This is a genomic window from Mesorhizobium sp. M0062 (genome assembly GCF_040323125.1).
In the GTDB taxonomy this organism is placed as follows: domain Bacteria; phylum Pseudomonadota; class Alphaproteobacteria; order Rhizobiales; family Rhizobiaceae; genus Mesorhizobium.
The window spans coordinates 79,459-93,568 of sequence record NZ_JAMYUO010000027.1; the positions used below are offsets into that span (position 1 = coordinate 79,459).

The 14,110-nt window shown below is 63.1% G+C and carries 12 protein-coding genes and 1 tRNA gene; 6 read left to right on the plus strand and 7 right to left on the minus strand.

Annotated features, from left to right (window positions below; translation table 11 throughout):
• Positions 1-45 precede the first annotated feature (45 nt).
• Entirely contained in the window at positions 46-1,257 is a 1,212-nt protein-coding gene (locus NKJ64_RS25310; RefSeq protein WP_023755962.1) for a hypothetical protein, read from the plus strand.
• A gap of 48 nt (positions 1,258-1,305) precedes the next feature.
• Here the strand turns inward: NKJ64_RS25310 and NKJ64_RS25315 are convergent, their stop codons facing one another.
• The 3 genes from NKJ64_RS25315 to NKJ64_RS25325 all read right to left on the minus strand — a co-directional run bounded on the left by NKJ64_RS25315 (position 1,306) and on the right by NKJ64_RS25325 (position 5,891).
• Positions 1,306-4,692, minus strand: coding sequence for an acyl-[ACP]--phospholipid O-acyltransferase (locus NKJ64_RS25315; protein ID WP_352463529.1), 3,387 nt, complete (start codon positions 4,690-4,692; stop codon positions 1,306-1,308).
• Between the two features lie 130 nt (positions 4,693-4,822).
• On the minus strand, positions 4,823-5,077 hold the full coding sequence (locus NKJ64_RS25320; RefSeq protein WP_352463533.1) for a YiaA/YiaB family inner membrane protein: 255 nt from the start codon (positions 5,075-5,077) through the stop codon (positions 4,823-4,825).
• 127 nt (positions 5,078-5,204) lie between these two features.
• A complete protein-coding gene (locus NKJ64_RS25325) occupies positions 5,205-5,891 on the minus strand; it encodes a PspA/IM30 family protein (RefSeq protein WP_352463530.1) in 687 nt (228 codons plus the stop codon).
• Positions 5,892-5,998: 107 nt separating this feature from the next.
• Between NKJ64_RS25325 and NKJ64_RS25330 the strand changes: the two genes are divergently transcribed.
• Both NKJ64_RS25330 and NKJ64_RS25335 read left to right on the plus strand, forming a co-directional pair.
• Positions 5,999-6,607, plus strand: coding sequence for a TetR/AcrR family transcriptional regulator (locus NKJ64_RS25330; protein WP_023755959.1), 609 nt, complete (start codon positions 5,999-6,001; stop codon positions 6,605-6,607).
• A gap of 102 nt (positions 6,608-6,709) precedes the next feature.
• Positions 6,710-8,671: an acyltransferase family protein gene (locus NKJ64_RS25335; RefSeq protein ID WP_081726890.1), complete on the plus strand. Its 1,962-nt coding sequence runs from the start codon at positions 6,710-6,712 to the stop codon at positions 8,669-8,671.
• A 47-nt stretch (positions 8,672-8,718) separates the two neighbouring features.
• Here the strand turns inward: NKJ64_RS25335 and NKJ64_RS25340 are convergent.
• Positions 8,719-8,794 (minus strand) — tRNA-Ala (locus NKJ64_RS25340).
• Positions 8,795-8,942: 148 nt separating this feature from the next.
• Here NKJ64_RS25340 and NKJ64_RS25345 point away from each other — a divergent pair.
• Together NKJ64_RS25345 and NKJ64_RS25350 are read left to right on the plus strand one after the other, a co-directional pair.
• The gene (locus NKJ64_RS25345) at positions 8,943-9,233 is read left to right on the plus strand and encodes a YggT family protein (protein WP_023668602.1); all 291 of its coding nucleotides are present in this window, start codon (positions 8,943-8,945) and stop codon (positions 9,231-9,233) included.
• A gap of 14 nt (positions 9,234-9,247) precedes the next feature.
• Entirely contained in the window at positions 9,248-9,559 is a 312-nt protein-coding gene (locus NKJ64_RS25350) for a DUF167 family protein (protein WP_023830143.1), read from the plus strand.
• Between the two features lie 117 nt (positions 9,560-9,676).
• On the opposite strand, the gene NKJ64_RS25355 is transcribed toward NKJ64_RS25350, so the two are convergent.
• Genes NKJ64_RS25355 through NKJ64_RS25365 form a run of 3 tightly spaced genes read right to left on the minus strand, consistent with a single transcriptional unit; the run spans position 9,677 to position 12,449 of the window.
• Positions 9,677-10,558 (minus strand): MurR/RpiR family transcriptional regulator, encoded by an 882-nt coding sequence (locus tag NKJ64_RS25355; protein ID WP_023681445.1) that lies wholly within the window; start codon positions 10,556-10,558, stop codon positions 9,677-9,679.
• Positions 10,559-10,608: 50 nt separating this feature from the next.
• Positions 10,609-11,676, minus strand: a complete 1,068-nt coding sequence (locus NKJ64_RS25360) for an ABC transporter ATP-binding protein (protein ID WP_023753217.1) — start codon at positions 11,674-11,676, stop codon at positions 10,609-10,611.
• Between the two features lie 2 nt (positions 11,677-11,678).
• Positions 11,679-12,449 (minus strand): SDR family NAD(P)-dependent oxidoreductase, encoded by a 771-nt coding sequence (locus NKJ64_RS25365; protein WP_352463531.1) that lies wholly within the window; start codon positions 12,447-12,449, stop codon positions 11,679-11,681.
• Positions 12,450-12,627: 178 nt separating this feature from the next.
• On the opposite strand from NKJ64_RS25365, the gene NKJ64_RS25370 reads away from it, so the two are divergent.
• Complete coding sequence (locus NKJ64_RS25370; protein ID WP_352463532.1) at positions 12,628-13,860, plus strand: ABC transporter substrate-binding protein; 1,233 nt, start codon at positions 12,628-12,630, stop codon at positions 13,858-13,860.
• The last annotated feature ends 250 nt before the right edge of the window (positions 13,861-14,110 follow it).

Here is a 14,110-nt window from a genome sequence, read left to right on the forward strand (position 1 = left end):
TTCATCCGTGATGATGCCTGGGTGTGAGCTGATGGGCGCTGACCGATGAACCTCGACGGCACGCTCGTGGCCGACACCATCACCTCGCTGGCGGCGCTGTTCGGGCTGCTGATCGTGATATCGGTCGTCGGCGGGCGCGACACCGGCGATCCGCTGTCGCGGCGTTTTCTGTTCGGTTTGCGGGTGCTGGCGGTGCTGCTCGCCTGCCGAATCCTCGACTGGACTACCGGCCTCGCACTCTTCCGCTTCGTCACCATCGCGGCGGCGGGCCTGCTGCCGCTGGCCGCACTGCTGCTGACCGAGGGGCTGTTGCGCCGGCATGCGCCGTTTGCGCTAAAGTTCTTTGCCGCCGGCGGCGCCCTGCTGTTGCTACTGCTGGCGCCGATCTCGGAACGCTTTGCCGAGCCATGGCGGATGGCGGTACTACTTGCCTTCCAGTTCGGAGGTTTTCTCGCCATCGGCTGGCTGGTGATGACGCGCGATCGCGACAGCCTGTCGGCGGCCGAAAACCGCACGGTCGAGCGCATGGCGCTGTCGCTGCTGTTGATCATTCCGTTCATGGTCACCGACTACCGGCCCGGCCTGTTCGAAGTGCCGGTTCGGCTTGGCGGCATCGCCATCCTGTTCCTGTGCTGGCTGACGATCGGCCTTGGACGGGCAAGCCTCGGCCATCGCGACACGATCGGCGCCTTTGCCGTCATTGCGCTGAGCTCGGTGTTTGCCGGGCTGGCGCTGGGCGGCATCGACGATCTCGGCTGGCGCGGCAGTGTGCAGGGCGTGGTTATCGTACTTTCCGCAACGCTGCTGGCAGTCATCTACAATGACAGCGTCAGCCTCACCGCCGAGAAGCGCCGCGACTCGTTGCTGAAGCATATGGCCGAGGGTGATCTCACCGATTCGGCGCGCTTCCTGCGCGGCCTGCAGAGCCATATCCTAGTCGACGGTGCGCTTATCCTGCCGGCAGCCGACCTCGGTGATTTCGACCTCAAGGTGCTGGCCCGGACACTGGAGCAGGAGCCCGTGCGCTCGCTCGCCGATGTCCAGCCGGATTCACCCGTGGACGAGAACATACGCGAGCAGTTGGCATGGCTGTTCGAGAAATATGAGGCGACCCATGTACTGCTGGCGACGCTCGATCCGCTGACCGTGGTGGCGCTCAACATGCCGACGCTTGCCTCATCGCCGGGCGTGGAAATGGAGCTGCGGGCAGTCCAGCGCATGGCGATGCTGATTTCGCAGCGGCAGGCGAAGGGTTGATCATACTGAACGGGCCGGCTCTTGCGTCGGCCCGTTGCCGTAGCCGGGTCAGGCGGCCTTGGTCTTCAAGGCCTCTTCGTCGCGCACCATTTTTGTCACGGCGGCGAAGTCGAGCTTGCCGGAGCCAAGGACCGGTACCTTTGAGACCACCCGCACTTCGGCCGGGACCATCAGGTCCATGGCGCCGTTGGCCTTGGCGTAGGCGAGGAATTCCGCTCGTGTGGCGCCGGATGCCTCAGTGATGAGGATCAGCTTTTCGCCCTTGCGCGCGTCGGGCACCGTGGCGACCGCCGACAGCGAGCCCTTCCACAATTCGCCGGCCAGCGCTTCGACAGCGGCGAGCGAGATCATCTCGCCGCCGATCTTGGCGAAGCGCTTGGCGCGGCCGCGAATGGTGATGAAGCCGCCTTCGTCGATAGCGACGACGTCGCCCGTATCATGCCAGCCGTCCTCCAGCGGTTCGAGCACGCCGGGCTTCTCGGCCCGGAGATAACCGGCCATGACATTGGGGCCGCGCACGAACAGCCGGCCGCCTTCGTCGACGCCGGGGACCGGATCGAGGCGGTATTCCATGCCGGGCATGATCTTGCCGACGGTTCCGGAGCGATTGTACATCGGCGTGTTGATGGAGATCACCGGCGCCGTCTCGGTGACGCCGTAGCCCTCGAGGATGCGTAGGCCGAACTTCTCCATATAGGTCATGCGCGTCGCTGTCTTGACCGGCTCTGCGCCGGCAAAACAATAGCGTATCGAGCGGAAGTCGTAGGGGTGCGCGGTGCGGGCATAGCCGGAGAGGAAGGTGTCGGTGCCGAAGATGATCGTCGCGTTCGAGCCGTAGATCAGTTCCGGCACGAGGCGGTAGTGCAGCGGCGAGGGGTAGAAATAGACCGGCACGCCGGAGATCAACGGCAGCACCGTGCCCGCGGTCATGCCGAAGGAGTGGAAGATCGGCAGCACGTTGAACACCTTGTCGCCCGAATGGAAGTCGATACGCGACGCCGCCTGGGCGGCGTTGGCCAGGATGTTGCGGTGGGTCAGAACGACGCCCTTCGGCGTGCCTTCCGAACCCGAGGTGAACAGGATCACCGCCGCATCGCCGGGCTTGCGTTTCGCGCGTGGCGTCGACTTGCGCAGCAAGCCGAGCAGCTTATCCTTGAGACTGATGGTCTTTCTGAGATCGTCGAGCCACACGATGTCGACCGAGCGACCGAGTTCCTCGACTACAGCGCCGAGCTTTGCCTGTTCGACGAACGCGCGGGACGTCAGCACGGTGCGGACTTCGGCGGCCTTGCAGGCGGACAGAATATTGGCAGCACCTGCGGTGAAGTTCATCATCGCCGGAACCTTGCCGGCGGACATGACGCCGAGCAGCGTCGCGCAAGAGCCGTTGGCGTTGGGCAGCATGATGCCCAGCGTCTGCTGGTCGGCATAAAGGGTCTGGAACTTCTCACCAAGCAAGGCGGCAGCCGTGAGCAGCTTGCTGTAGCTGAGAGAACCGGTGACCGGATCCTGAACTGCGAGCTGTTTCATGCCGCGTTCGTTCGCCGTCTCGATGATCTTTTCCAGTACGGTCTTGTCGATGTCCTGGGTGCGGAAAACGAGATCCGACATCACCTGGTAGAGCGCGGAACCCGCCGCGGCGCGGCGCTTGCGGCCCTTCAGCTCCTGCGGCACCTCGAGCTTGACCGGTTCCAGAATAGTCACCTTGACCTTCGGGAACAGGCGGCGGCGCACATGCTGCGAGCTCAGCCGCGAGAAGTAGGTCTTCTCCAGCCCGTCGATGCGCACCGGCACAACCATCGAGCCGGTCTTGTCGGCAACCATGGCGGCGCCGTCATAGACTTTCATCAGGCCGCCGGTCACGGTGATGCGTCCCTCCGGGAAGATCACCAGCGGGTCGCCGCCCTGCACGATCTTGATCAGCGTGCGGGTCGACATCGGCTTGGCCGGGTTGAGCGGCAAGGCGCGGGCAAGTTTCATGAACGGCTTCATCCACCAAGCCTGGGCAATGGTGTAGTCGATGGCGAAGACCGGTTCCTCATCGGTCAGCGTCAAGGCGAGCGGACCGTCGAGGAAGCTGACATGGTTGAGCGCCAGGATCGGCGCCTTGCCGGCCGCCTTGAGGTTTTCCATGCCCTCGACTTCGAGGCGCAGGAAAGCGCGGAACAGGATGGAGACGAAGTCACGGAAGGGGTTCGTCGGCAAATATTTCAGCATCAGCCAGGCGGCAATCGCATTGGCCGCGACGAGGCCGAACAGGATGCCGCCGGTCGAGACCTTCGTCTGGATCAGGGCCATGATGATGCCGCCGCCAGTCATGAAACCGGCATTGACGATACTGACGGCGGCGACGACCCGGGCGCGCCGCGCTTCGGGCGACCAGGCCTGCACGGCGGCGAAGGTCGGCACCACCAGGAAAGCGGCTGAAATGGCCATGCCGGCGAGGTCGATGGCGACGCGGATCGTGTTTGGGCCGGCGAAGAATGCGCCAAGGGTTTCCGCCTGGGGCGACGGCGTCATGCCGGAGATGGTCCAGGCGAGATGCAGGCCGAACAGGGCGAGCAGCGCCGTGCCGACCGGTGCCGGCAACAGCACGATGCGGCCCTGCGACATCCAGGCGGCGATGGCCGAACCGATGGCGATCGAGACGGCGAACACGGCGAGGTAGACGGTGACGGCCATTTCGTTGCCGCCGAGCGAATCCTTGATCAGGACCGGCAGGAGCGAGAGCACGATGGCGCCGATCAGCCAGAACCACGACGTCATCAGGCCGGCGCGCCAGATGCGCGTGTCGGTGCGCAATTCGGCGACCTGGCGCCAGGTCGAGCGGAAGATGTTCTTGTCGATGACAAGGTCGGGCGCCGCCGAACCGGTGGACGGGATATAGCGGCTGACGAGCCAGCAACCGACGGCGAGCGCCATCATGATCGGTCCGAACACCGCGACGCCGATACCATCGGCGGAAACGACGCCGCCAGCTATGGTGCCGCCGAGAATCGCGGCAAACGTGGCTGACTCGATCCAGGCGTTGGCCTTGGGCAGTTCCTTGCGTTCGAGGTGATCGGGCAGGATTCCGTATTTGATCGGTCCGAACAGCGCCGAGATGATGCCGAACATCAACAGCGCCGTCATCAGCACGGGAATGGACGACAGGGCGATGCCGACGACGGAGACACCCGCCGCGGCGATCTCGGCGAATTTCAGACGTTTGGCTATGAGAGCCTTGTCGAAGCGGTCGGCGAGCTCGCCGCCGAGCGCCGACAAGAGCAGGAAGGGAGCCATGAAGACGGCGCCCGCCAAGGTGACCAGTGATGCCGCCTGGTCCGCCGCCAGCGTGAACAGAATAAGGAACACCAGCGTGTTCTTGAGGAAATTATCGTTGAAGGCGGACAGGAACTGCGTCCAGAACAAGGGCGCAAAGCGCCTGGATGTCATCAGATGAGCTGTGGGACGATTGATCGGGGCGATTTCCATAGCGGCGACTTCCATTGGGCAAGACCGGTGAAAATCCTGACTGGATTGATCAGCGGTCTTGCGCGTTGAGCCTTGTTTAGCGGGAACCCGGTTACACTTCGTTACTGCGGCTGACTTCCATCAGCAACTTCTCGGTCTTGGCGTCTTCCAGCCGGTTGATGAAGCGGCTTGCCTCTTCCGAGTCGCGCAGTGTCTTGGTGATGGTGATCGAGGTGTGCACGAGCATGATGGCGGCCATGGCATAAAACCCCTTGGCGGCGAAGCTCGCCTCCATGAAGTAGATGCCGCCGGCCATCATTGTGGCGGCAACGGCGAAACTGGCCATGGTGAAGGTCTTCCAGGGAATAGGTGTTCGGGGTCATCGATATGGTCCTTTCGTTTCAAGGTTAGGTTGGTTGGGCGTGGGTCTGTTTCAGGCTGGATACAATCAGGCTGGATACAATCAGACTGGATAACAATCAGGCCGGGTACGATCAGGCCGGCTTGGTCATGGTCTTCGTGAGCCGTTCGAGCACGGCGTCGGCGCTGCTTCTCAGCGGCGCACCGCAGCCGGCGGCCGCAAGCTTCTCTGAGACCGCGGCAGGATCGCCCGACTGTTCCATCTCGGCCATGGCGGCCGCGGTGTCGTCGATCTGCTTTTGCCTGGTGCGCAGGCGCAGCAGCGTCTCCTCGGCGTCCCTGAGCGCCGACAGGCTGGAGCCGGGCGCGCTTTCTCGCAGGCGCTGGGTCGAGTCGACCGCGGCAACGATGCGCTGGCCGCGCTGCAATTCGCGCAGGCGCATTTCGGAGACGCGGATAATCCGCTTGAGACGCTCAATCTCGGTGCCGAAGCTTTTCTGCGCCTCGGCGGAGGCGTCGCGTTCGGCTTCCAGCATGGCGATGGTTTCGGCGGCTTCGCGGGACAGTTCATTCTGTCCCTGCTCGATCGCGGCGATCGTGCGATTCTCCAAGTCGTCGATGCGGAGGACAAGCTTCTTGTACTGCGCGACTTCCTGTTCGTTCTGGGCGATGGCGATTGCAACCGCCCGGCGGGCGGCCGCGATACCGTCGGCGCAATCGCGGATCTGCTGGCGCAGGATTATCAGCGCGTTGCGGTCGACGACCGCCTCGGCGGCTTCGTAGCTTCGGCCGCGAACGAGAGCAAAAAACTGTTTCAACATTTCCGTTTCTCCTCTATGAACGTTGTTCATGAGGCAAAGTAGCACAGTGTGAACGGCGTTCAAGGAGAAAATGAACGGTGTTCATGATTGCGCATAAGAGAAGGTTAATGACCGCAAAACGGGACGCCAAACGCGAGGACCTCAAAGGCAGGCTGATCGAGGCCGCGCAAGCGCGCATCCAGTCCTCGGGGCTCGCCGGTCTGCGTGCGCGCGACATCACGGCCGATGCCGGCTGCGCGCTGGGCGCGCTCTACACCGCCTTCGCCGACCTGGACGAGCTCATCCTGCACGTCAATTCGATCACACTGGCCAGGCTGGGGGCGGCCCTGCAGCAAGAGGCGACCGGCGTCGCCGAGCCTAGGGCAAGGCTGAAGGCGCTGGCCAAGGCCTATCTCGGCTTCGCCCGCGACAACCGCATGGCGTGGAAGGCGCTGTTCGAGCACCGTATGGCGCCAGGCGTGGCGGTGCCCGAATGGCATCTGGCCGAACATGCGGTGCTGGTCCAGCATCTGGTTGAGCCGCTGGCCCAGCTGCTCCCGGCGGCGGCAACGCCGGAGCTTTTGGCCTGCGCGCGCACGCTGTTCTCCGCCGTGCATGGGATCGTCGCCATCTCGCTCGAAGACCGTTTCATTGGCCTGGCGTCCACCGACCTCGAAAGTGAGCTGCTGGGTTTCGTCGACACGCTGGTGAGCGGACTGGAGACGGAAAGGGAATGAACTGCTGCGATCGGCTCTTGCCTCACGGCACTCTGCCCTTATGAAGATCGTGGCGCGGACTGCCGGTTGATCCAGGCCGGCTGAGACTGTTGGGGATATCCGGTGACAATCGATCAGAACCGTCGGTTTCGACCCGAAATACAGGGGCTGCGCGGCTTGGCGGTCGCGCTTGTCGTGGTCTATCACATATGGCCGGATGTGCTGCCTGGCGGATATGTCGGCGTCGACGTCTTTTTCGTCATCTCTGGCTATCTGATCACGGGCCTGCTGGCGCAGATGGCGCTGCGCGGCGGCCGGATTTCACTGATCGAATTCTACTCGCGACGGGTGCGACGGTTGTTGCCGGCAGCAACCCTGGTGCTGCTGGTGGCATTGCTGGGCACGCTGCTTTTCATCTCAAAGGCGCGCTGGGAGGAAATGGGCAACCAGATCGTGGCGAGCGCTCTTTATGTCGAGAACTGGCGGCTGGCCTCGATTGCGGTCAGCTATCTCGAGGCCGACACCTTGCCGAGCCCGGTGCAACACTACTGGTCGCTTTCCATCGAAGAGCAGTTCTACATCGCCTGGCCGTTGGTGATGATCGGCGTGATCTGGCTGGCGCGCCGCCGTGACCTTCCGCTGAGGGCCTGCTTGATCGGGGCGTTGTCGCTCATTTTCGCGGCATCACTTGTTGCCTCTGTCGTTTTGACGGCGACGGATCCGGCCCAGGCCTATTTCGTCAGCCATACCCGCCTGTGGGAATTGGCGCTGGGTGGTCTGCTGGTGCTGACCGAACACCAGTTTCGACTGGCGGCACTCACTAGACAGTGGCTGGCGATCGCCGGCATCCTGGGCATCGTTGCGTCCGCCTTGCTGTTTTCCGCTGCAACTCCATTTCCCGGCGTCAGTGCGTTGTTGCCGACCTTGGCCACAGTGCTGGTCATCCTGGCTGGCGAGGTTGAAGTCGGCCGGTTTCGTGGGCTCGATTCGTTGCCACTTCGTTTCATCGGCGATCGCTCCTACTCGGTCTATCTATGGCATTGGCCGCTGATCACCATCTCCCAGGCGCAGGGTCATTCGCTGACCCTTGCCGGCGGTTTCGGCCTGATTGCGGCGACCCTGCTTCTATCGGATCTGTCCTATCGATATGTTGAGCAGCGCTACCGGCAAGCTCGGGGCGGCGCCTGGTGGAAGCCGCTGGGATACGGCACCGCGGCGGTTCTCACATGCGTGGCCGCATCCGGCAGCCTGCTGCTCTTTCTGAAGACCGAACGCATCGACACCGCGCTGATCGGCACGCCTTCCTACCCTGGGCCCGCCGCTCTCGTCTCCGGCGCCGTGGTCCCGGACGGTGTGAACCTTCTGCCGCCGCTGGCCCGGCTGAGGCGGGACGTGCCGGTCGTGTATGCAAGGAAGTGCCACCAGGAGGAAAGCTCGGAGCCCAAACGATGCTCTCTAGGCGATCCCACGGGTGCGAAAACAATGGTTCTGGTGGGAGATTCTCATGCAGCCCAGTGGGTGCCGGCACTGGACAAGATCGCAAAGGACCGCAACTTCAAACTGGTTACCTTTACAAAATCCGCCTGCCCATTCACCCGCGTGGCCATCACGGCGGATGGCAAACCCAACGTCTTATGCGCGCAGTGGCACGAAAAGGTGCTGGCCGAGATCCTAAAGCTGAAACCGGATCTGATCTTCACCAGCCAGTCCAATTACGGAGCGGTTCAGCAAGACGTGATGATCGAGGGGCTGCGAAGTCTCTGGGGCGGGCTGACGGACGCCGGCTCGCAAATCGTTGCCATCCGCAACACGCCCTATATGAAATTCGACCCGGGCGAATGCCTGAGTTCGACCCCAACGAAATGCGTCACCAAACTGAGCGATATTGAGCGGAGCAACGTGTTGGCGCTGGCCGCGGAAGGACAGAAAAATGTGCGCGCCATCGATATGCTCGATGCCATTTGCGGGCCGCAACTATGCCCGGCAGTTGTCGGCAACATCATCGTCTGGCGGGACAGTCATCATCTGACCGCCAGCTACTCGCTTGCCCTGGCGCCCTATCTCGCAGCGAAGGCGGGGCTTTGACGAGACGTCTCGGAAGTTAGATGTGTCGACAGGCAGGAAAATTCCGCTGGTGGAGCTGAGGAGGATCGAACTCCTGACCTCGTCATTGCGAACGACGCGCTCTCCCAGCTGAGCTACAGCCCCGTCCAGCGGATGGCGCATTTATCGAAGGCTGCGGTTTCCTGTCAAGGCGGGGTTTTGCCGAATTCCCTTGTGCCCGGTGCTTGCAGGCGACCGGCCCTTGCCGGTTTCGCGCGCAATGGCTACATGTCGGCAACAATCGGAGACCGGCATGCTCGCCCTCATTCAAACAATCGTCATGGCGCTGGACCTGTACTGGTGGGTCATCATCGCCTCGGCGATCTTTTCCTGGCTCTATGCGTTCAACGTCGTCAACTCGCGCAATCAGTTTGTCGGCAGCATCGGCAACATGCTCTACCGGCTGACCGAGCCGGCGCTGCGGCCGATCCGTCGGTTCATGCCCGACCTCGGCGGCGTCGATATTTCGCCGATCATCCTGCTTCTGCTCCTGTTCTTTCTCAGGCAGCTCATTCTCACCACGATAGCGCCGCTGGTCCTGTGAACCTGACGATAGGCATGAGCGCGCCATTCCGCTTGCGCGCTGACGGCATCGACCTGTTTATCCGGCTGACGCCGAAGTCTTCGGTGGACAGGCTCGAAGGCGCCGAGGTATCGGCCGACGGGCGCAGCCATTGGAAGGCGCGCGTGCGCGCCGTGCCGGAGAATGGCGCGGCCAATGCGGCGCTGGAACCGCTGGTGGCCAAGGCGCTGGGCGTTCCGGCATCGGTCGTGTCGGTCGTTGCAGGCGGCACGGCGCGGCTGAAGACGGTGCGTGTCGGGGGTGATCCGGCGGTGCTGGCGCAGCGTATCGGGGCGCTCAGCGGCTGATCGAAGATCCAGCGTTGCGGCATGCAGCCCCTTGATCTGTCGGCGGAACAGCGCCCCCCTCTGTCCTGCCGGACATCTCCCCCACGAGGGGGGAGATTGGCAGCTTCCGCCCCACTCTCAGTCCCCCAGCGGCAGCTTCGGATCGTCGACCTTCAGCGTGTTCACGCTCTGCTTGATGCGGCGCAGGTTTTCGAGAACCCTGGGTCCGCGCGTCTCGGCCACGGAGGTGACGATCATGTCGACGATCGACAGCAGCGCATAGCGCGACGAGGTCGGCTTGTAGATGTTGCCGTCCTCCAGCGACTGGAACTGGATGACGGTATCGGCGGCCTTGGCGAGCGCTGATTCCGGCGGAGTTACGGCGATGGTGGTGGCGCCATATTGCTGGGCCACCTGCACGGCGTCGATGACCGATCGCGCATAGCCGGACACCGAGAACGCGATCAACGTCGTCTCCGACGTAGCGACCGCGGCATACATGCGCTGCAACTGCCCGTCGATCTGCGCCAGCACCGGCACGCCCAGCCTAAACAGCCGGTTCTGCATCTCGGTCGCCATCATCGAGGAAATGCCGCCGGAGCCGATGCACAGCACATTGCCCGAACTGACGATGCGCGCGGCCACGCCCACCAGCGTCTTCATGTCGAGGTTTTCGCTGGCGCGCTGGATGGCGGCGATTGCCGCTTCGGTGATGGCCGACGCAATGCGCTGCTCGCGCGCGTCGCGGTTCAGCGGTTCGGGCGACAGATACTGGCCGCCAATGGCAATCGCCTGCGCCAGGTAGAATTTGAAATCGCGCAGACCCTCGCAGCCGAGATTGCGGCAGAAACGGGTGACCGTCGGCTCGCTGACGCCGACGCGCGCGGCAATTTCCGAGATTGCCGCCTTGGAGGCGAAGTCGAGATCGGTCAGCACGAGGCCGGCCAGGCGGCGGTCCGATTTGGTGCCGTCCTGCGACATCAGCTGCAGGCGCGTGATGATGTCGGCCGGCGTTTTCATTTCTGGGTTGTCGTCTTCATCGTGGTGTTTTCGTTTTCATGCCGGCGCTCTCATAGCGGCAGGCCTGTCGCCGTGTCGAACAGATGGATGTTTGCAGGCGCGACCGAGACCGGCAGCATTTCACCCGGCTTGACCTGTATCCGATCGCGGAACACGGCGCGCACCGTGTCAGCACCGATGGCGCCATAGACATGGGTTTCCGAGCCGGTCGGCTCGACGACATCGACCTTGATCGCCATCGCGTCGACAGCCTCGCCGATGACGAAGTGTTCGGGCCGTATGCCGGCCTCGACCGTGCTGCCAGCCGGCACCGTCTTGCTGCCGAGCGCCAGTCGCCCTCCGCCGGCCGATTCGAACCAGCTTTTCTCGGGCGTCGTCTTCAGGGCGCCGGAGACAAAACTCATCGACGGCGAGCCGATGAAGGAGGCGACGAATTTGTTGGCGGGACGGTCGTAGAGCTCCAGCGGTGCGCCGACCTGCTGGATCTTGCCGCGGTCCATCACCACGATGCGGTCGGCCATGGTCATGGCCTCGATCTGGTCGTGGGTGACATAGACGATGGTCGATTTCAGCCGCTGGTGCAGCGCCTTGATCTCGGTGCGCATCTGCACGCGCAATTGCGCGTCGAGATTGCTGAGCGGCTCGTCGAACAGGAACACCGAGGGTTCGCGCACGATGGCGCGGCCCATTGCGACGCGCTGGCGCTGGCCGCCCGACAGTTCCCGGGGATAGCGGTCGAGATAGGAGAACAGGTTGAGGACGCCAGAGGCCTTTTTCACCTTGGCGTCGATTGCCGTGCGGCTTTCGCCGCGGATCTTTGGGCCAAAGCCGATATTGTCGGCCGCTTTCAGGTGCGGAAACAGCGCATAGGACTGGAAGACCATCGCGATGTTACGCTGCTGTGGCGGCAAATCGTTGGCGCGCACGCCGCCGATCAAGAGGTCGCCTGCGGTGATCGGCTCCAGCCCGGCCAGCATGCGCAGCAAGGTCGACTTGCCGCAGCCGGAAGGGCCGACCAGCACGACGAACTCGCCGCTCTTGATGTCGAGGCTGATGTTTTCGAGGATCTTGTGGCGTCCGAAGGATTTCGACAGGTCGCGGAACTCGACATCGGTCATGGTCAGGCTCCCAATATGTCGTCGATGAAGGGCAGGAAGCCGGCGGTCAGTCCGGCGTCGACCGGCACCACCGCGCCGGTTATCCCCGATGCGCGATCCGAAACAAGGAAGGCCACCGCTTCGGCCACTTCCGTGGCGTCGACGATGCGGCCGAGCGGATAGAGCCGCTTGAGCTTGCCGAGAACATCCGGGTTCTTGGCCAGCCGATGGTCCCATGCGGCGGTGCGGATCGAGCCGGGGCAGACGACATTGGCGCGCAGCCCGTTGCGGCCGAGTTCCACAGCGATCGCTTTGGCATAGGCATTGATGCCGGCTTTGGCTGCGGCATAGGCCGGGTTGCCGAAGTGGGCGATGGCGTTGACGGAAGAGATGAAGACGACGCTGCCCGAACCGCGCGCGGCCATCGCCTTGATCAGTGGATCGGCGAACAGCATCACCCCGGTCAGATTGAGGTCGAGCTCGTGCTCAATCTTATCGGGTGTCAATGCGGCAAGCGTCTCTGCGCGCGTCCAGCCGGCATTGTTGATCAGCATGTCGGGAACGCCATCTTTCTCAAGGATCGCTGGTATCGCCGCCTCGATGGAAGCCCGGTCGAGGAGGTCGAAGGCGTGACGCGACGCCAGGTGTGGGCTGCGCAACGCATCTTGCGACTGGTCGCAGCCGACGACCCGCGCGCCTCGTTCGGCCAGCAGCGCCACAATAGCCGAGCCGAGCCCGCCGCCGGCGCCGGTCACCAGCACGGTCTTGCCTGCGAATTCGGCCTTTGAAACCACGCTGCGCGCCTCCCTGGGATCTACGATAATCGGAAAACGCTATTTTAAGAAATGTAATTAAGCAACAGGATAATCCGCTTGCACAAGGTCAAATGATGGATAATGTAGGAAAGTCACATTAAGCCTTGATCGCCTGGAAGCCGCAAGAGCGCAGGCGCAATCAAATGGGAGAGATCGAATGAAGCTTGCAAAATGGACTGTCGGCCTGATGGCCGGAATGAGCCTGCTCGCCCTGGCCGCGCAGGCAGATGCCGGCGAGGTGCGCGTAACCGTCGCCGAATACAGCGCCAAGACCGGGCCGTATTTCGAAGCGGTGAAGAAGGAATTCGAGACAGCCAACCCAGGCATCACTGTCAAGTTCGAAGTGGTACCATGGGACGTGCTGCTGCAGAAGCTGACCACCGACATCACCGCCGGCACCAATGCCGACCTGTCGATCATCGGCACCCGCTGGCTGATCGATTTCGTCCAGCAGGATGTCGCCGAGCCGCTCGACGGCTACATCAAGCCAGACTTCAAGGACCGCTTCATCGACACCTTCCTGTCGCCGTCGATCATGGAGGGCAAGACCTACGGCCTGCCGATCGCGGCCTCGGCGCGCGCCATGTACTACAACAAGGAATTGTTCGAGAAGGCCGGAATCGCCAACCCGCCGGCAACCTGGACCGAGTTGCAGGAGGATGCGCGCAAGATCAAGGCGCTGGGCACCGGCACGTTCGGCTTCGGCCTGCAGGGCAAGGAGATCGAGACCGACGTCTATTATTATTATGCGATGTGGTCGCAAGGCACCGAGATTCTCAACAAGGATGGCACGTCGGGCCTCGGCACGCCGGGCGCGCTCGAAGCCGCCAAGCTCTACAAGTCGATGATCGACGAAGGCCTGACGGAACCCGGCGTCACCTCCAACAACCGCGAGGACGTCCAGAACCTGTTCAAGCAGGGCAAGGTCGGCATGATGATCACCGCGCCCTTCCTGTCCAACCAGATCAAGGACGAGGCGCCGAACCTGAAATACGGCGTGGCCGCTATCCCCGCCGGACCGACCGGCGCGCGCGGCACGTACGGCGTCACCGATTCCATCATCATGTTCAAAAATTCCAAGAACAAGGATGAGGCCTGGAAGCTGCTCGACTTCCTGTTCACCACCGAACAGCGCGCCAAGTTCACGCAAGGGGAAGGCTTCCTGCCGGTGAACAAGGAAGAGGCCAAGATGGACTATTACGTCAACAATGCCGACCTCGCCGCGTTCACAGCACTGCTGCCCGACGCTCGCTTTGCACCGGTCATCCCCGGCTGGGAAGAAGTCGCCCAGATCACCTCGGATGCCATGCAGAAGATCTATCTCGGCGGCGACCCCGAGGCAGGCTTGAAGGAAGCGGCTGCCAAGGCCAACGCCGTGATCAAGAAATAGGGCGTATCTCCCTGCGCCCGGCGCGCCCCCGAGATAGGGGGGCGCCACACATTCCTCTCCCTCCGGAGGGGGGAGAGGTGGCTCGGCGAAGCCGAGACGGAGTGGGGGAACCACCTGGCAACCGCCGCGATGGACATAGGAAGGGCAATAGGGGCAAACATCACCTCGCCTTGCGCCCCAAGGGTCGACATCCACTCCGTCGACCGCCCCGCCGCCCGGCGAGGGCAGACGGGCCACGCACCCCCCACCG

What these genes read in the sequence shown, in the direction of transcription:
- NKJ64_RS25310 (WP_023755962.1), top strand. Translation starts at nt 46, where the DNA reads ATGAACCTCGACGGCACGCTCGTGGCCGACACCATCACCTCGCTGGCG.
- NKJ64_RS25315 (WP_352463529.1), bottom strand. Translation starts at nt 4,692, where the DNA reads ATGACATCCAGGCGCTTTGCGCCCTTGTTCTGGACGCAGTTCCTGTCC.
- NKJ64_RS25325 (WP_352463530.1), bottom strand. Translation starts at nt 5,891, where the DNA reads ATGTTGAAACAGTTTTTTGCTCTCGTTCGCGGCCGAAGCTACGAAGCC.
- NKJ64_RS25330 (WP_023755959.1), top strand. Translation starts at nt 5,999, where the DNA reads ATGACCGCAAAACGGGACGCCAAACGCGAGGACCTCAAAGGCAGGCTG.
- NKJ64_RS25345 (WP_023668602.1), top strand. Translation starts at nt 8,943, where the DNA reads ATGCTCGCCCTCATTCAAACAATCGTCATGGCGCTGGACCTGTACTGG.
- NKJ64_RS25350 (WP_023830143.1), top strand. Translation starts at nt 9,248, where the DNA reads ATGAGCGCGCCATTCCGCTTGCGCGCTGACGGCATCGACCTGTTTATC.
- NKJ64_RS25355 (WP_023681445.1), bottom strand. Translation starts at nt 10,558, where the DNA reads ATGAAAACGCCGGCCGACATCATCACGCGCCTGCAGCTGATGTCGCAG.
- NKJ64_RS25360 (WP_023753217.1), bottom strand. Translation starts at nt 11,676, where the DNA reads ATGACCGATGTCGAGTTCCGCGACCTGTCGAAATCCTTCGGACGCCAC.
- NKJ64_RS25370 (WP_352463532.1), top strand. Translation starts at nt 12,628, where the DNA reads ATGAAGCTTGCAAAATGGACTGTCGGCCTGATGGCCGGAATGAGCCTG.